Origin of the sequence: Pseudomonas marginalis (genome assembly GCF_024169655.1) — a bacterium.
GTDB classification, from domain to species: Bacteria; Pseudomonadota; Gammaproteobacteria; order Pseudomonadales; family Pseudomonadaceae; genus Aquipseudomonas; species Aquipseudomonas paraveronii.
Map to the genome: position 1 here is coordinate 1653854 of NZ_JALJWV010000001.1, position 16858 is coordinate 1670711.

The window sequence follows — 16858 nt, forward strand, 5'->3', positions numbered from 1 at the left end:
TAACGGTCAGCGAGCTTTTTTGTGAGCGGCTGTTTAAGTAAGGGTGTGCGCCCGGTTGACCGCAGGCAGCTCAACGGTGCGCTCGGCCGCAGCCAGGGCCGCCCTCAGCCCGGCCTGGTCCAGCGCCACGCAATACGCCGGTTTGGCCCGCTCAAACCGCCAGCTTTCATCCAGCCCACCGGCATCCACGGCGTCAAAACCGAGCTCATCGAGCAACTGGATCACTTGCGCTTTTGCCGCAGCGTCATCCGCAGCCACCGGCAGTGCGCGGCGGTCGGGGGCGCCGTGAGGGCGGGCGTCCCGCGTCAGGTCTGGGGCAAAGATTGCGTTGAATACCTTCACCACATGGGAATGCGGCAAATGCTCGGCGAGCAGCCGGCTGGTGGTGGTTTCGAAACGGTCCAGCTCAGGGATGTGCCCATCGCGATCGGGGTAGTAATTGTTGGCGTCCATCACTGTTTTGCCTTCCAGCCACTGCGCGGGCACGCTGCGGTAATGTTCCAGGGGGATCGCCACGAGGACCACGTCGCCAAATCTGGCTGCGTCTTGCGCGCTGCCCACTTGAACGCCCCAAATGCCGCTGAGTACGCTACTCATGGTCTGGGGGCCACGGGAGTTGCTCAACATCACTTCATGCCCGGCCGCCAGCGCCAGTTGGGCCACCGCGCGCCCGATGAAACCTGCTCCAATCACGCCAATCTTCATGGCCTTGCTCCTGCAAAGTAGGGGAGCGGGTATGATGATTGGTAGCCAATGGGTGATAAATGAGCGTTGTGACGAGGCTGTTATTACTGGGAGTGGGGAATGATGGACCGTCTTTCGAGCATGAATGCCTTTGTGACCGCCGCCGAGTTGGGCTCTTACGCACGAGCCGCGGTGCGTCTGAACATGTCAGCGCAGATGGTGGCCAAGCATGTCGCCGCGCTGGAACAGCGCCTGGGCGCGCGCTTGCTCAATCGCACCACGCGCCGGCAAAGCCTGACGGAGTTGGGTAGCGCTTACTACGAGCGTTGCAAACATATCCTGACGGAGGCCGAGGCCGCCGATTCCCTGGCGCAGATCATGAATGACACCCCACGCGGCAAGCTGAAAATTACCGCCCCGGTGACTTTCGGCTCCTACAGTCTGATGCCTCTGGTGACCGCGTTTTTGCGTGATAACCCCGAGGTAAGCATCGACCTGCATCTCACCGATCGTTTCGTCGATCTAGTAGAAGAAGGCTACGAAGCCGCCTTCCGCATTGGCCCCCCAGCGATCACGGGGTTAACCGCCAGACCCCTGGCGCCGTATCGTCTGGTGGCCTGCGCGGCGCCTGCCTACTTGGCAGCACGGGGCACACCGTTGCGGCCGGCGGACCTTCAGCAGCATGAATGCTTGGGTTACGCCTTCTGGTCACGTCCGGCGGATCGCGAGTGGGTGTTCTACCAGGGCTCGGTCCCGCACACCGTGCAGGTTGCCAGCCGTTTGCAGATCAACGAAAGCAAGGCCTTGATGTCGGCTGCACTGGACGGGTTTGGCATTGTGCTCGGAGCTGAAGATTTTCTGCGCCCGGCCCTGGCCAGGGGCGAGTTGGTGCGGGTGCTGCCGGACTTTGACGCGCCGAGCCGGCCCATGCATTTGGTCTACACCGCCAACCGCCAGCGTACCGCCAAGTTGCGGCGTTTTGTCGAGGCTGTGCTGGAGCGCTTTGGCCCGATTTAAGCGTTCAAATCACGACCCGGCCTTCCGTCTGTTCCTCGGGATGCACTGTCGGCAGGTTCAGCAACCCGACAGACACCACCTGTTAAAAAGTACCCAGGCCTTGCAGGAGCGCGGCTGGAACAAGGGGGGATTTTTTACTGATACAGGTGTTGGGCGTTAGCGCCCGAGGGGTTTGTATGTTGCTCCGTTATGCAGCATTGGTGGTCATGGTCGTCGCGGCGTCCGGGTGTGTGCAAGAGCGCGTCGTGCATGCGCGTCGACCGTTAGAGCGTGAGTATGTGGAGGTGGTCGCGCCACAACCGCCGCCGATGCAAGTGATCGAAGTCGAGCCGGCGGTGCGCGAAGGTTATGTTTGGTCACGCGGGTACTGGCGCTGGGAAGGTGGACGCTATGTGGCCGTACACGGCCATTGGGAGCCGGTGCGCGAGGGCTACCGTTATGTGCATCCGCATTGGGTGCAACGAAATGACGGTTACCACTGGCAGCATGGTGGCTGGGTTCGCTGAACCCCTCTCAGACCAATCGCTTCATGCCCGCAGCCTTGGCTGCGTCGAGGTCAAAGGTGGCGGTGTATTCGCAGCCGGCTGCGTGGGCGCAGCGCGCAATCAAACAGTCGGCGAAATCGGCTTTGTTTGCCGAGAACCGCCGGAGTGCCTGCCAGATGATCTCGGCATGCTCGATGATCAATTCACGGGTACGCAGCAGCGTTTCCAGCACCGTCACCACGTCGCTCTTGGCTGACTGATAGCAACTTTGTAAAACCCACACCAACTCCACCACCGACACCAGGCTGACAAAGCCTGGCGACAGGGTGGTGAGGGATTCGATCAGCTCGGACGCCTTGGCGGATTGGACCGGATCGTCCTGGGTGACATAGCGCACCAGCACATTGGTATCCAGGCCGATCATTGCGCGCTCGCTCCCTGTGCCGCAATGGCGCGGTTCATGTCCTCGATGGAGATGGCCTGGGCAGGCTTGCGGATCAAGCCCTTGAGGTCGTGAACGGTTTTGCTCGCGGCAATAATGGAAAATTTGCCGTCTTCCATTTCGACGAATTCGACCCGGTCTCCCGTTTCCAGGCCCAGGGCGGTCCTGACTTGGACGGGGATGGTGATTTGTCCTTTTGAGGTAAGCGTGGCTGTCGCCATGTTGAAGGTCTCCAGCGTGATGCTCCTTACCTTAGGGTAAGGAGTGTGGGAGAACAAGATCCGTTGGTCCATAGGTCGCTCCTCGGGTGTGGGTCAGTCGGGCTTCGTAAAAACGATAGCCCGACGCTTCCCGCCGACAAGCCTGAACACAAGGTTAAAGCGCTACAGCATGTGTGGGCTGACTTACTGCACCACGCGGTAGCACGGCACATACGCCGCGCCGCCCGGCAACTTCATGCGGTGCTGGGCGACGAACGCCTGGAGCAGTTCATCCAGTGGCTTCATGATGGCCGGGTCGCCATGGATCTCGTAAGGGCCGTTCTGTTCGATCAGGCGAATGCCCTTGTCCTTGACGTTGCCCGCCACGATCCCCGAGAACGCGCGACGCAGGTTGGCCGCCAGTTCATGGGGCGGCAGCGCGTGACTCAGTTGCAGGCTGGCCATGTTTTCGTGGGTCGGGTCGAACGGGCGCTGGAAGCCTTCATCGATCTTCAACAGCCAGTTGAAGTGGAACGCATCGTTGCGCTCGCGGCGGAACTGCTTCACGGCCTTGAGCCCGGCGGTCATCTGGCGGGCCACTTCGGCCGGATCGTCGATGATGATCTGGTAGTGCGCCTGCGCCGCTTCGCCCAGCGTGGCGCCGACGAATGCGTGCAATTGTTGCAGGTACGGCGCGGCGTGTTTTGGCCCGGTGAGGATGACCGGGAAGGGCACGTCGCGGTTGTCCGGGTGCATCAGGATGCCGAGCAGGTAGAGGAACTCTTCCGCCGTGCCGGCGCCGCCCGGGAAGATGATGACGCCGTGGCCGACGCGCACGAAGGCTTCCAGGCGCTTCTCGATGTCCGGCAGGATCACCAGTTCATTGACAATCGGGTTCGGCGCTTCGGCGGCGATGATGCCCGGCTCGGTCAGGCCCAGGTAGCGCCCGCCGCTGATGCGTTGCTTGGCGTGGGAAATGGTCGCGCCCTTCATCGGGCCTTTCATCACGCCGGGGCCGCAGCCTGTGCAGACGTCGAGGCTGCGCAGGCCCAGTTCGTGGCCGACTTTCTTGGTGTATTTGTATTCTTCAGTGTTGATCGAGTGCCCACCCCAGCACACCACGATTTTCGGCTCGACACCCGGGCGCAGCGTGCGGGCGTTGCGCAACAGATGGAACACGTAGTCGGTGATACCCTGGGAGTTGCTCAGGTCGATGCGTTGGCTGTCCAGTTCGTTCTCGGTGTAGACGATGTCGCGCAGCGCGCTGAACAGCATTTCACGGGTACTGGCGATCATTTCGCCATCGACGAAGGCGTCGGCCGGCGCGTTCAGCAGTTCCAGGCGCACGCCGCGATCCTGCTGGTGGATACGCACTTCAAAGTCTTTATAGGCGTCGAGGATGGTCTTGGCGTTGTCGATGTGTGCGCCGGTGTTGAGGATGGCCAGGGCGCACTGGCGGAACAGGGTATAGATGCTGCCGGAGCCGGCTTCGCTCAGTTGCTGGACTTCACGCTGGGAGAGTGTTTCGAGGCTGCCCTTGGGGCTGACGGAGGCATTGATGACTTGACGTTGGGGCATTCTGATTCCTTGAAAGCGCAGCCACCGCGCCCTTCAGGGGGCGATGGCTTGAGAATGGTGGGCGCCGAATTCGGTCGCACGAGACGGTTATTCTGGCCGCCTCGCGGGCAGGGCGCAAACACCGTCCAGCACCATCATGCCGCAGAACCTACTGAATCAGCTTCCAGTTTTTGTAGAAAAACCGCCGCAGAGCGAACACCGCGCCGGCAAAACCTGCGATCACGGCATTGAGGACGGAGGGCAACATGGTCGGCCGCACGATATCAATGAACAGGCAGTAGCGTTTGGCGTCGTTCTTGTTGAAGGATGCATGCATCAGCGTGTCATCGAAGATAAACAGCGGGTCGTCGTGCCAGTAATGCTTGTGCTTGCCCACTTGGATGTACACACCCTCGTGGTGGGGCGCCGGCGCCATGTTGTAGAGCACCCGGAACATCATGCGCAGAGGGCCGAAGTGAAAGGACGTCGAGCGGTTTTCGTTGAACACCGACACGCCGATGGTCTTCACGAACGGCAACTTCTTGCGCAGCTCCGGGATATCCAGGGTGGTTTCGGTCGGCCGGCCGTACCATTGGAAAAACAACATGCCGCGTTTCTTCTCGGCCATGCGCTCGTCCAGGTAGCCGATGATCTCGTCCTTGTGGGCCATGGCGTCGTCGATCACCTGTTGCAGGTCTTCACGCCAGGCGGGCGGCAGGTCGCGCATCGTGTAGACGTGGCGGTTGCGGCTGCTCAACAGGTCGAACAGGGTGTTGAACGGTGCCAGCAGCCAGGTATTGCGGCCGCTGCCGATGAAATATTTCTTGAACGTGTCGCCGTCATACAGACCGTTGCGCAGGAAGTCATAGACACCGCAGACCAGCACCAGGCCGAGGAACACCGCAGTGGTCAGGGGGAAGAGGCAAATAATCAGCAGGACGCCGAATGCCCAGGCGATCGACACGGCTTTTTTGCGTAAGGCAGATTTGTTCATGAAACTCAGCTCCAGCTGGACGCCATTCGACAAGTCCAGGTCCGTGGCTGCGAGTGGTGGGATTATGAAACATATTGAAACAATCCCATCATGATAAGGCGTTCTCAGGTGGATCGGCGCTTTAAATATTACGAAATTGTGAAGAGATGGCACAGTTTTTAACCCACGGCCCGGCTTGCGCAGCGAGTGTTGGATTGGATTTTGTAAACAGAAGATTTGCGACTATCGTGACGCTTCGGTTTTTTGGACGTCATAGACCGGTACGATTAAGTTGAATGGCCACCATTGGCCTTCGGCACCTTGGAAGAGGCAGAAATTTTATGATCATCAAACCGCGGGTTCGTGGCTTTATCTGTGTGACCGCTCACCCTGTTGGCTGTGAAGCGAACGTCAAGGAACAGATCGACTACGTGACTCAACACGGCGTCATCGAAGGCGGCCCGAAAAAGGTGCTGGTCCTCGGTGCTTCCACCGGTTATGGCCTGGCCGCGCGCATCAGTGCCGCGTTTGGCTGCGGCGCCGATACCCTGGGCGTGTTTTTTGAGAAAGAAGGCGAAGAAGGCAAGCTGAGCTCCGCCGGCTGGTACAACAGCGCCGCGTTCGAGAAGTTTGCCGTCGAAAAAGGCCTGTACGCCAAGAGCATCAATGGCGACGCGTTCTCCGACGAGATCAAGCGCCTGACCATCGAGACCATCAAGAAAGACCTGGGCAAGATCGATCTGGTGGTTTACAGCCTGGCCGCGCCACGCCGCACCGACCCGCAGGGCGTGGTGCACAACTCCACCCTCAAGCCGATCGGCAAGGCCGTGACCCTGCGCGGGATCAACACCGACAAGGGCGTTGTCGTCGACACCACCCTTGAGCCGGCCACCCAGGAAGAAATCGACGGCACCGTGAAAGTCATGGGCGGCGAAGACTGGCAGCTGTGGATCGACGCCCTGCGTGAGGCGGACGTGTTGGCCGAAGGCGCCAAGACCACGGCGTTCACCTACCTCGGCGAGAAGCTGACCCAGGATATCTACTGGAACGGCTCCATCGGCGAAGCCAAGAAGGACCTGGACAAGAAAGTCCTGACCCTGCGCGACAACCTGGCCGCACTGAAGGGCGACGCTCGGGTGTCGGTGCTCAAGGCTGTGGTCACCCAGGCCAGCTCCGCGATCCCGATCATGCCGCTGTACCTGTCGTTGCTGTTCAAAGTGATGAAAGAGCAGGGCACCCACGAAGGTTGCATCGAGCAGGTCTATGGCCTGTTCAAGGACAGCCTGTACGGCCGCGAGCCGAAGCTCGACGCCGACGGCCGCCTGCGTGCCGACCTGGCCGAGCTGCAACCGAAAGTCCAGGACGCCGTGGCTGCGCTGTGGAACCAGGTCACCGACGACAACGTCAACGAGATCAGCGATTTTGCCGGCTACAAGGCTGAGTTCCTGCGCTTGTTCGGCTTTGAGATCGACGGCGTGGACTACGAGGCTGACGTGAATCCGACCGTGAAGATCAACGGTCTGGTCCAAGCCTAAATACGTTCGAAAAACATGTGGGGGCGGGCTTGCCCGCGATTGCAGTGGGTCAGCCGAAACTTCCGGCACTGACAAACCGCCATCGCGAGCAGGCCCGCTCCCACATTCGTTGTGTGTAAAGCCATCGCGATCTGCCAGACTCCATCCGCTATCAACTCACGCTAACGGAGGATCTGATGACGATTCGTGCAGTCGTTTTTGATTTTGGCGGTGTCCTGTTCGATTGGAGCCCGCAGCACCTGTACCGCAAGCTGATCGCCGATGAAGAGGAACGGCAATGGTTCCTCGACAACATCTGCACCCAGGCCTGGAACACCGAGCAGGACGCCGGGCGCACCCTGGCCGAGGCGACGCGCAGCCTCATCGCGCAATACCCCCATCACGAAACCTTGATCACGGCCTACTACGACCGCTGGCATGAAATGCTGCGCGGGCCATTGCCGGAGGGCGTGGCTATTCTCAAGGCGCTGCATCAAGCCGACATGCCGCTGTTCGGGCTCACCAACTGGTCGGCCGAGACGTTCCCTTATGCGCGGGCCAACTACCCGTTCCTGCAGTGTTTTCGCGACATTGTGGTTTCCGGCGAGTTGAAGCTGATCAAGCCCGATGCAGCGATTTATCACGCCAGCCTCGGCCAGGTGCGCGCTCACCTGCCGGATATCCAGCCTGGCGAAGTGGTGTTTATCGATGATGTCGCGGGCAACATCGACGCGGCCATTGCCCTGGGCTGGCAAGGCATTCACCACGTTTGTGCCGAACGTACCGCTGAGCGACTGCGTGAATTGGGCGTGGGCTTTTAGCGCGCCCATTTCTCCAGGGCAAAATCCACGAAAGCCCGCAGTTTAGGCAGGCGGTAACGATCCTGGCCGTACAGCAGATGCATGGGGCGGCTGGGCAGTTGATAACGGGTCAGTAATGCCTCCAGCTTTCCGCTCTGCAGGTCGGGCTGCACCAGGGCATCGGGCAGCATGACGATGCCCATGCCTTGCACCGCCGCCTGGCGCAGGGCTTGCGAGCTGTTGATGGTCAGCGAGCCGGACACGGGGATCTCCACTTCGCCGTCCGCGCCGCTCATGCGCCACAGTTTGTCGGCGTTACGCCAATCGTCGCTGGAGGGGTAGGCGAATGCCAGGCAGTCGTGTTGTTGCAGATCTTCCGGCGTTTGCGGCGTGCCGCGTCGCGCCAGGTAATCCGGCGCGGCGCACAGGGTGATGGTGTAGTCCTGCAGGGGCCGGGCGATCAGGCTTGAGGGTTCCAGCTCGCCCAGGCGGATGGCCACGTCGAAGCCGCTGTCGACCAGGTCCATGCGTTGATTGCTGAGCACCACGTACAACTTGATCAGCGGGTAACGTTGGGAAAATTCGCTCAAGGCCGGCGCCAGGCGTTCGGTGCCGAAGGCGGGCGGGGCGGTGATGCGCAGGGTGCCCTTGGGCACGTCGCTGTGGGCCTGTTCGGCCAATTGCTCGGAGTCGGCCACCAGCCCCAGCACTTCCAGGCAGCGCTGGTAATACTGCCCGCCGAATTCGGTGAGGCTTTGCTTGCGCGTGGTGCGCTTGAGCAGGCTGACCCCCAGCCGTTGCTCCAGGGCGCGCAAATGGTTGCCGACCATGGTGGTCGACATCCCACTGGCATGGGCCGCGGCGGTCATGCTGCCGGTCTCGACCACTTTCACATACACCGACATCGCCTGGAACAGATCCATTATCAAGCCCTGGTTTAAAGTCATTGCAGAAAAGCACAGTTTATCCAGCTTGGGTGGCTAACGATACTGTCCCCATCCCAACCTGCACTGGAGCTTGCCACCATGACCGCCGCTTGCCTGATGAGCACTTACCAACCCTTGGCCTTGAGCTTTGCGCGTGGCCTGGGCACGCGCTTGTGGGACCAGCAGGGCCGCGAATACCTGGACGCCGTGGCTGGCGTGGCCGTGACCAACGTCGGACACTCCCATCCGAAACTGGTGACAGCCATCAGCGAACAAGCCGGGTTGCTGTTGCACACCTCCAACCTCTACAGCATCGATTGGCAACAACGCTTGGCCCAGCGTCTGACCCAACTGTCCGGGCTGGATCGCGCGTTCTTCAACAACTCCGGCGCCGAGGCCAACGAGACCGCGCTAAAACTGGCGCGGTTGCACGGCTGGAAAAAGGGCATCGAGGCGCCGTTGGTGGTGGTGATGGAGAACGCTTTCCACGGGCGCACGTTGGGCACCATGGCGGCCAGCGACGGGCCTTCGGTCCGCTTGGGGTTCCAGCGCTTGCCGGGGGATTTTCTCAAGGTCGGCTTTGGCGACCTGGCGGCGCTGGAGGCGATCACGCAAGCGTTTGGCACGCGCATCGCAGCGGTCTTGCTGGAACCGATCCAAGGCGAAAGCGGGGTGCAGATGGCGCCAGCCGGTTACCTGAAAGCCCTGCGCGCTCACTGCACGCGCCACGGTTGGCTGATGATGCTCGATGAAATCCAGACTGGCATCGGCCGCACCGGCGCCTGGTTTGCCTTCCAGCACGAGGGCATCGTGCCGGACGTGATGACCCTGGCCAAAGGCCTCGGCAACGGCGTGCCCATCGGCGCCTGCCTGGCCAGGAACGTGGCGGCCGACTTGTTCACCCCGGGCAGCCACGGCAGCACGTTCGGCGGTAACCCATTGGCCTGCCGGGTGGGTTGCACCGTGCTGGAGATCATTGAAGAACAAGGCCTTCTGCAGAACGCCGCGCAACAGGGCGAGCGCTTGTTGGCGCGCTTATGGGTGGAGTTGGATGAGCACCCGCAGGTCCTGGCGATTCGCGGCAAAGGCTTGATGATCGGCATCGAACTGGCAAGCCCGTGTCGCGACCTGGCCCTGCGCGCCGCCCAGGAGCATGGGCTGCTGATCAACGTGACCCGGGGCAAGGTGATCCGCCTGCTGCCACCGCTGACCCTGGAGGCCAAGGAAGTCGAGATGATCGTGCGGGCCATCACCCGCTTGCTGGATTGAAATGAGATCCCCTGTGGGAGGGTGCTTGCCCCCTCCTACAGGGGATTCCGCTGATCTTCAGAGGTCACTCCCATTCAACCACTCTTGGTTCATCGTCTCGCTATCCCCCAGGTATTCCAGCAACCAACTCATCGCCGGGGACAGTTTGTTCTGCGCCCAGGCCACGCATGACGGGCTGGCCGGGAACGGCCGGCGCAGTTGCAGCGCGACCAGCTCACCGCGTTCGATCCACGGCAACACCTGATGCGCCGGCGCCATGCCGACGCACAGACCGTCGCGCAGGCAGTCAATGGCCGAGGCCCAGTTCGGCACCACCAGCCGGCGCTGGTTGTCCAGGGTCCAGGTATCGCGCTTGGGCAGGTTGCGCGAGGTGTCGGTCATGCACAGGGACGCGAACGGGCGCAGTTGATCGTCACTGAGCAAACCGTCCAGCGCCGCCAGCGGGTGTTTCGCGCTGACCACACACAACCAGTTCAACAGGCCCATATCGCGAAACGTGAAGTGACTCGCCACCGGCACCGCGCTGGTGGCGCCGATCACGATGTCGGTGCGCTCATCGGCGAGGGCGTCCCACACGCCGTTGTACACCTCGTACTCCAGCAGCAATTCCACGTCTGGGAACTGCCGATAGAAATCCAGCACCAACTGCCGGCAGCGCTGCGGCTTGACGATGGAGTCCACTGCGACCTTCAACTGGCCGCTCCAGCCATTGGCCACTTGCTGGCACAGGCGCCGTGTGCCGAGCATGGTTTTCATCACACTGCGGGCTTCGTCTATAAATAGACGGCCGGCGGGAGTGAGCTCTACGTCACGATGGCGCCGCACAAATAGGGGCACGGCCAGCCACTCTTCCAACTGACGCACCGTGTAGCTGATGGCCGACGGCACTCGGTGCAATTCCTGGGCGGCGGCGCTGAAGCTGCCATGGCGTGCGACCGCATCGACCACATCCAGGGAGTATTCGGACCACATGGCGGCTGCCTTCAAATTAATTGATAGAAGTGTCCAATTATTATCGCTTCACAGAGAAATTGTCAGCTTCATAATGGGCAGTAGTCAGCAAATTGTTTGATGGCAAGATCTACAAGGCTTCAATGAAAAATTCTTTTGGTTTCACCTGGTACCTGGCGGGGCTGAGCATGCTTGGTTATCTCGCCATGGACATGTACTTGCCGGCGTTCGGCGCCATGGGCGAGCAATTACACATCGGCGCGGGTGCAGTGGGCGCCAGCTTGAGTATTTTCCTCGCCGGCTTTGCCGTGGGGCAGTTGTTGTGGGGGCCGTTGTCTGACCGACTGGGGCGCAAACCGATCCTGCTCACGGGCCTGAGCCTGTTCGTGCTGGGTTGTATCGGCATGTTCTGGGTCGAGACCGCAGCGCAGTTGCTGGCACTGCGCTTTATCCAGGCGATTGGCGTGTGTTCCGCCGCTGTGAGCTGGCAGGCGCTGGTGATTGACCGTTACCCGGCCGATAAGGCTCACCGCGTATTTGCCAGCATCATGCCGCTGATGTCGTTATCGCCGGCCCTGGCGCCGCTGCTGGGGGCCATGGTGTTGAATCACTTTGGTTGGCAGGCGATTTTCGCGGTGTTGCTGGGCGTGTCGCTGCTGTTGCTGCTGCCGACTCTATTCCTGCGCACTGCGCCGAAACGGCTGGCGGAGGAGGGCGAACCTACGCGCCTCGGTTATGGGCAGTTGCTCGGCTCGCGCGTGTTCACCGGCAACGTCATGATCTTTGCCGCCTGCTCCGCCAGTTTCTTCGCCTGGTTGACCGCCTCGCCGTTCATCCTTGGCGACATGGGCTACAGCCCGAATGACATTGGCCTGAGTTATGTGCTGCCGACCCTCGCGTTCCTGATCGGTGGCTACAGTTGCCGCAGCGCTTTGCAGCGTTTCCAGGGCAAGACGTTGTTACCCTGGCTGCTGGTGGCCTACTGCATCAGCATGCTCGCGTTGTACCTGGTCGCCACCTTGAGCGTGCCGACCCTGACCACCTTGCTGATTCCGTTCTGCCTGATGGCCCTGGTCAACGGTGCCAGTTACCCCATCGTGGTGGCGAATGCGCTGATGCCGTTTGCGGAAAACTCCGGCAAGGCGGCGGCGCTGCAAAACACCCTGCAACTGGGCCTGTGTTTTCTCAGCAGCCTGTTGGTGTCGTCGATGCTCGAGCAGCCGCTGCTGATCACCGTGATTGTGATGCTGGCGACCGCACCGCTGGCGGTGCTGGGGTATTGGCTGGCGCGGCCGAAAACCGATCATTCGCAGCTGGAAAACGCTTGAGTTGGCAATGCATTCCAACATGTGGGAACTGGCTTGCCTGCGCTGGTATCGGCTCGGTGAACCTGATGCGCCGCGTTGTCTGCATCGCAGGCACGCCAACGCCCACACGTGATTGCGGTTTCTTCCGCGTCTTGAGCGATACGCCCTGGAACGTCACTGCCCTATTCAGCGTGGTCGTCGACGTGCGATTGGCGATTTTGTAACACCGTGGGATGGGATCTTGTTCGGGTGATTGTATACAACTCTATGGACATATAGTCCAGGTATTGCATACAGTGGCCCCACAACAAAAACAGAGACCCGCTCACCATGACTATCCCGAAGGCGTCACCGCAACGGCCCGAAGATGAGAATCTCGGCGTCGCCGCCAACATGGCTTACGGCCTGCAGCATGTGCTCACTATGTATGGCGGCATCGTTGCCGTGCCGTTGATTATTGGCCAGGCGGCCGGGTTGTCGCCGGCGGATATTGGCCTGTTGATCGCCGCGTCGCTGTTTGCCGGTGGCCTGGCCACGCTGTTGCAAACCCTTGGCCTGCCGTTCTTTGGCTGTCAGTTGCCGCTGGTGCAGGGCGTGTCGTTTTCCGGAGTGGCGACGATGGTGGCGATTGTCGGCAGTGATGGCGCCGGTGGGGTGCCGGCGATTCTCGGGGCGGTGATGGCTGCGTCGTTTATCGGGCTACTGATCACGCCGGTGTTCTCGCGGATCACCCGGTTTTTCCCGCCGTTGGTGACCGGCATTGTGATCACGACCATCGGCCTGACCCTGATGCCGGTGGCCGCGCGCTGGGCCATGGGCGGCAACAGCCACGCGGCGGATTTCGGCAGCATGGCGAATGTCGGCCTGGCCGCGCTGACGCTGGTGCTGGTGTTGTTGCTGAGCAAAATCGGCAGCGCGGCGATCTCGCGGTTATCAATCCTGTTGGCGATGGTGATCGGCACCGTGATTGCGGTGTTCCTCGGCATGGCGGACTTTTCCGGCGTGAGCCAGGGGCCGATGTTCGGCTTCCCTGCGCCCTTTCATTTCGGCGTGCCGACCTTCCATGTGGCGGCGATCATTTCCATGTGCATTGTGGTGATGGTGACGCTGGTGGAGACCTCGGCGGACATCCTGGCCGTGGGCGAGATCATCGACACCAAAGTCGACTCCAAACGCCTGGGTAACGGCTTGCGTGCCGACATGCTGTCGAGCATGTTTGCGCCGATTTTTGGTTCGTTTACCCAGAGCGCGTTCGCCCAGAACGTCGGCCTGGTCGCGGTTACCGGGGTGAAAAGTCGGTTTGTGGTCGCGACGGGCGGGGTGTTCCTGGTCATCCTCGGCCTGCTGCCGTTTATGGGGCGGGTGATTGCGGCAGTGCCGACCTCGGTATTGGGCGGTGCCGGGATTGTATTGTTCGGCACCGTGGCGGCGAGCGGTATTCGCACCTTGTCCAAGGTGGATTACCGCAACAACATGAACCTGATCATCGTTGCCACCTCGATCGGTTTCGGCATGATCCCCATTGCCGCGCCGAATTTCTATGATCACTTTCCTGGCTGGTTCGCGACCATTTTTCATTCGGGCATCAGTTCCTCGGCGATCATGGCGATTCTGCTGAACCTGACGTTCAATCACTTCACTGCCGGCAACTCGGACCAGCAGTCGGTGTTTGTGGCGGGGACTGAGCGCAGCCTGTGTTTCCAGGACGTGGCAGTCTTGCGCGAGGGCGATTACTTCAGGGGTGGCAAGCTGTTTGATGCCGAAGGGAAGGAGATTCCGCTGCTGGCCGAGGTGTCGAAAAAAGCGCCGAAGGCCGAGACCAGCGAAGCCTGAATGGGTGGGAGCGAGCAAACTCGCTCCCACGGTGGACCTCAGCCAGCCTTAAGGGCTTTGTGCGGCACAGAACACGCCTCATCCAAAAACTTCACCACGGTCCCCATGCACGCCTGGCGTTCTTCCACATGGGGCATGTGGCTGGAGTCTTCAAACAGCGCCCAGCGCACATCCGCGATTTCATCCAGGAACGGCTTGACCACCAACGGTGTGGCTTCGTCATGCCGGCCGGAGATCACCAGGGTCGGCACCTTGATCGCCGACAGACGGCCAATCACGTTCCAGTCCTTCAAACTGCCGATCACATGGAACTCGGTCGGGCCGCTCATGGCGTGGTACACGGTCGGGTCTGCATCGACCTGGGCGAAAGTGCGCGCGACCTCGTCTGGCCATGGGTTGACCCGGCAGACGTGCTGGTCGTAGAAAATTCGCGAGGCGGCGAGATATTCCGGGTCCTGGTAGGTGCCGGCGGCTTCATGCTTGAGCAGGGTTTCATGCACGCCTTCGGGCAGCAGCTGACGCAGGCGGTTGGCTTCGCTGACCCAGGTACGCATGCAGGTGGGCGAGTTGGCCGGGATAAACGCACGCAGGCCCTTGGGTTGCAGAATCGCATGTTCGCTGCCGAGCATGCCGCCCCAGGATTGCCCGAGAATTGCGTAGTTCTGGCTGATTTGCAGGTGGTCCAGCAGGTTGTTCAGTTCGTCGAGGAACAGGCTGACAGTCCAGAAGGACGGGTCTTTGTCGGGCAAGTGCGTGGAGCGGCCGTTGCCCAGTTGGTCGTAGTGGATGACAGCATGGCCACTGGCGGCAACGTCCTTGAAGGCGTCGACATAGTCATGGGTGCAGCCGGGACCGCCGTGGATGATCACCAACGGTGTACGGCCGGAGGTCAGGTCGCCGGTGATGCGGTACCAGGTCTGATAGGGGCCGAAGGGCGCGTACCCTTCGCGGATTTTCTCGATGAATTCCATTTCGTACCCTGCTTTGAAAAAAAGGATCAGGGACACGATAATCGGCACAGAACGTTTAGGTAACTAGCAAAACAGCTAGGTTTTGCCGAGGGTCAACCCTCCAGCAAGCGATAATGGGTGGCGCGCACCACGGCCTGTACGCGATTTTTCGCCCCCAGTTTGTGCATCGCTGAGGCGAGATGCAGGGTGACTACCGCCAGTGAGCGGCTCAACTGCGTGGCGATTTCGGCGGCGGTCAGGCCGTCGGCGGCCCATTTCAGGCACTCGCGCTCGCGTTTGGTCAGACGGATATGCGGGTAGGTGCGTAGTTCATTGCTGAACAACGGGTAGGCCGCTTCCTGCAATGCATGGGAAATCAGGTTGAAATCCGACAAGGTTTGCTGCGCATCCTCCAGCACCGTGTGCGCCTTGCCGGTGCGCAAGCCGGTCAACGATGCGAAGCCGCCCCGGGGCAGGTGAATCGGCACGCTGACGCCGCAGGTCAGTTGCTGATCATGCAGGTAAGACGAGACGGGGGCGTGGCACGGGTCCATGATCTTCTGCAGCGCGGTTTGCGCCTTGGCCTCGTAGGACCAGACAAACGGCGACACCGTGCTCAAGGCCAGGTGCTGCACCGGATCGATCTGGTAAAACCCTTCGCTGCACCATAAGGCGTGCCAATCGGAAGGGGTGTTGCGCAGTTGCAGCACAGAAGGTGTGATCAACGCACCGTTGAGGTCGATGGGCACCGGCGAATAGTCATACACCAGCGCATCGAAACCCAGCTGTTGGGCGAGGATAAACGTATTGTCCATCTGCTCATCCAGGCTCCTGCCCGGCATGAGACGGTGATTGAAGGCAGTTAGCTTGGCCAGCATCCGTTCTGCTCCCGAATTCATATGAATCTCGACTTGCTGCAAGTAGAATGCCACGCCCCGGCGAAGGACTGCCAGGCCAAACCTATAAGAAATACTAGGTTATGGATGCACGGCATCCTCGGTAGCTTATGGCCTCATAAGCGGCCGCAACCCGCCAGGCCGATACCACACAAGGAACGTATGCATGTGGCGTGAAATAGCCCCCGACCAGCAGTACACCGTGCAAGTCGATGGCCATGACCTCGTGGTCTACAGCTTTGGCGAAGGCGATGAGGTGCTGTTGTGCCTCAACGGCGGGCCGGGGCTGCCGTGTGACTACTTGCGCGACGCCCATGGCTGGCTCAAAGAGCATGACCTGCGAGTGGTTGCATTCGACCAGCTTGGCACCGGTGCTTCAGCCAGACCGACCGAAGTTTCCCTGTGGGAAATCGGCCGTTATGTCGAAGAAGTCGAAACCGTGCGCCAAACCCTGGGCCTGGGCCGTGTGCATCTGCTCGGGCATTCCTGGGGCGGCTGGCTGGGCATCGAATACGCCATCCGTTACCCCGATGCGCTGAAAAGCCTGATCCTGGAAAACACCGTCGGCGACATTCCGCACCTCTCCCGGGAACTCGAACGCCTGCGCGGCGCCCTCGGCAGCGAAACCGTGGCGATGATGCAGCGCCATGAAGCCATGGGCACGCTGGATCACCCGCAGTACCAGGCCGCGATCACCTTGCTCACCTATCGCCACGTGTGCCGCCTGGACGAGTGGCCGGCGCCGCTCCGGCGCTCCCTCGACGACTGGAACATGGGCCCCTACGCAACCATGCAGGGCCCCAACGAATTTCTGTATATCGGTAACCTCAAGGACTGGAACCGCATCGCCGAGATGGCTGAGTTCAAGATGCCGATGCTGATCACCACCGGCCAGCACGACGAACTCACCCCAGCCTGCGCCCTGCGCATGAAACTGGCCGCCCGGCACGCCGAATTGCAGGTGTTCCCCAACAGCAGTCATATGCCATTTTATGAAGAGCCCCAGGCGTACTTCCCGGTACTGCTGGACTTCCTCGCGCGTCACCGAGGCTGA

18 protein-coding genes are annotated in these 16858 nt (G+C 60.9%); 9 read left to right on the forward strand and 9 right to left on the reverse strand.

The genetic code is table 11. The annotated features are described in order from the left end of the window. Nucleotides 1–33 precede the first annotated feature (33 nt). Complete coding sequence (locus J2Y83_RS07435) at nt 34–705, reverse strand: NADPH-dependent F420 reductase (protein ID WP_253394160.1); 672 nt, start codon at nt 703–705, stop codon at nt 34–36. A gap of 99 nt (nt 706–804) precedes the next feature. On the opposite strand from J2Y83_RS07435, the gene J2Y83_RS07440 reads away from it, so the two are divergent. Together J2Y83_RS07440 and J2Y83_RS07445 are read left to right on the forward strand one after the other, a co-directional pair. After that, nucleotides 805–1701: a LysR family transcriptional regulator gene (locus J2Y83_RS07440; protein WP_253394162.1), complete on the forward strand. Its 897-nt coding sequence runs from the start codon at nt 805–807 to the stop codon at nt 1699–1701. A 176-nt stretch (nt 1702–1877) separates the two neighbouring features. Beyond that, nucleotides 1878–2207, forward strand: a complete 330-nt coding sequence (locus tag J2Y83_RS07445) for a hypothetical protein (RefSeq protein WP_253394164.1) — start codon at nt 1878–1880, stop codon at nt 2205–2207. A 7-nt stretch (nt 2208–2214) separates the two neighbouring features. Here the strand turns inward: J2Y83_RS07445 and J2Y83_RS07450 are convergent, their stop codons facing one another. The 4 genes from J2Y83_RS07450 to J2Y83_RS07465 all read right to left on the reverse strand — a co-directional run bounded on the left by J2Y83_RS07450 (nt 2215) and on the right by J2Y83_RS07465 (nt 5379). Next, entirely contained in the window at nt 2215–2610 is a 396-nt protein-coding gene (locus J2Y83_RS07450) for a PIN domain-containing protein (protein ID WP_253394166.1), read from the reverse strand. Further along, nucleotides 2607–2921, reverse strand: coding sequence for an AbrB/MazE/SpoVT family DNA-binding domain-containing protein (locus J2Y83_RS07455; protein WP_247401584.1), 315 nt, complete (start codon nt 2919–2921; stop codon nt 2607–2609). Before J2Y83_RS07455 ends, J2Y83_RS07450 begins: the two co-directional genes overlap by 4 nt. Nucleotides 2922–3032: 111 nt before the next feature. Then, complete coding sequence (ppnN, locus tag J2Y83_RS07460; RefSeq protein ID WP_253394168.1) at nt 3033–4406, reverse strand: nucleotide 5'-monophosphate nucleosidase PpnN; 1374 nt, start codon at nt 4404–4406, stop codon at nt 3033–3035. Nucleotides 4407–4554: 148 nt separating this feature from the next. Continuing rightward, nucleotides 4555–5379: an aspartyl/asparaginyl beta-hydroxylase domain-containing protein gene (locus J2Y83_RS07465; RefSeq protein WP_253394170.1), complete on the reverse strand. Its 825-nt coding sequence runs from the start codon at nt 5377–5379 to the stop codon at nt 4555–4557. A 320-nt stretch (nt 5380–5699) separates the two neighbouring features. On the opposite strand from J2Y83_RS07465, the gene fabV reads away from it, so the two are divergent. Together fabV and J2Y83_RS07475 are read left to right on the forward strand one after the other, a co-directional pair. Further along, complete coding sequence (gene fabV, locus J2Y83_RS07470) at nt 5700–6893, forward strand: enoyl-ACP reductase FabV (protein ID WP_046384297.1); 1194 nt, start codon at nt 5700–5702, stop codon at nt 6891–6893. A 176-nt stretch (nt 6894–7069) separates the two neighbouring features. Next, nucleotides 7070–7693, forward strand: a complete 624-nt coding sequence (locus tag J2Y83_RS07475; protein WP_253394172.1) for an HAD family hydrolase — start codon at nt 7070–7072, stop codon at nt 7691–7693. Here the strand turns inward: J2Y83_RS07475 and J2Y83_RS07480 are convergent. Continuing rightward, a complete protein-coding gene (locus J2Y83_RS07480) occupies nt 7690–8595 on the reverse strand; it encodes a LysR family transcriptional regulator (RefSeq protein ID WP_253394173.1) in 906 nt (301 codons plus the stop codon). The genes J2Y83_RS07475 and J2Y83_RS07480 overlap by 4 nt on opposite strands. A gap of 102 nt (nt 8596–8697) precedes the next feature. Between J2Y83_RS07480 and J2Y83_RS07485 the strand changes: the two genes are divergently transcribed. Further along, nucleotides 8698–9867, forward strand: a complete 1170-nt coding sequence (locus J2Y83_RS07485) for an aspartate aminotransferase family protein (RefSeq protein WP_253394175.1) — start codon at nt 8698–8700, stop codon at nt 9865–9867. Between the two features lie 57 nt (nt 9868–9924). Here the strand turns inward: J2Y83_RS07485 and punR are convergent, their stop codons facing one another. Next, a complete protein-coding gene (gene punR, locus J2Y83_RS07490; protein WP_247395832.1) occupies nt 9925–10839 on the reverse strand; it encodes a DNA-binding transcriptional activator PunR in 915 nt (304 codons plus the stop codon). 122 nt (nt 10840–10961) lie between these two features. Here punR and punC point away from each other — a divergent pair, with 122 nt between their 5' ends. From punC to J2Y83_RS07505, 3 genes are all read left to right on the forward strand, one after another. Then, complete coding sequence (gene punC / locus J2Y83_RS07495) at nt 10962–12146, forward strand: purine nucleoside transporter PunC (RefSeq protein ID WP_253394177.1); 1185 nt, start codon at nt 10962–10964, stop codon at nt 12144–12146. 65 nt (nt 12147–12211) lie between these two features. After that, complete coding sequence (locus tag J2Y83_RS07500) at nt 12212–12349, forward strand: hypothetical protein (RefSeq protein ID WP_253394179.1); 138 nt, start codon at nt 12212–12214, stop codon at nt 12347–12349. Nucleotides 12350–12455: 106 nt separating this feature from the next. After that, nucleotides 12456–13958 carry a nucleobase:cation symporter-2 family protein gene (locus J2Y83_RS07505; RefSeq protein ID WP_253394181.1) on the forward strand — a complete coding sequence of 501 codons (1503 nt, stop codon included), beginning with the start codon at nt 12456–12458 and terminating at the stop codon, nt 13956–13958. A 38-nt stretch (nt 13959–13996) separates the two neighbouring features. Here the strand turns inward: J2Y83_RS07505 and J2Y83_RS07510 are convergent, their stop codons facing one another. Continuing rightward, nucleotides 13997–14929, reverse strand: a complete 933-nt coding sequence (locus J2Y83_RS07510) for a proline iminopeptidase-family hydrolase (protein WP_253394183.1) — start codon at nt 14927–14929, stop codon at nt 13997–13999. A gap of 92 nt (nt 14930–15021) precedes the next feature. Continuing rightward, on the reverse strand, nt 15022–15786 hold the full coding sequence (locus J2Y83_RS07515) for a LuxR family transcriptional regulator (RefSeq protein WP_253394185.1): 765 nt from the start codon (nt 15784–15786) through the stop codon (nt 15022–15024). A 184-nt stretch (nt 15787–15970) separates the two neighbouring features. On the opposite strand from J2Y83_RS07515, the gene J2Y83_RS07520 reads away from it, so the two are divergent. Continuing rightward, a complete protein-coding gene (locus J2Y83_RS07520) occupies nt 15971–16858 on the forward strand; it encodes a proline iminopeptidase-family hydrolase (RefSeq protein WP_253394187.1) in 888 nt (295 codons plus the stop codon).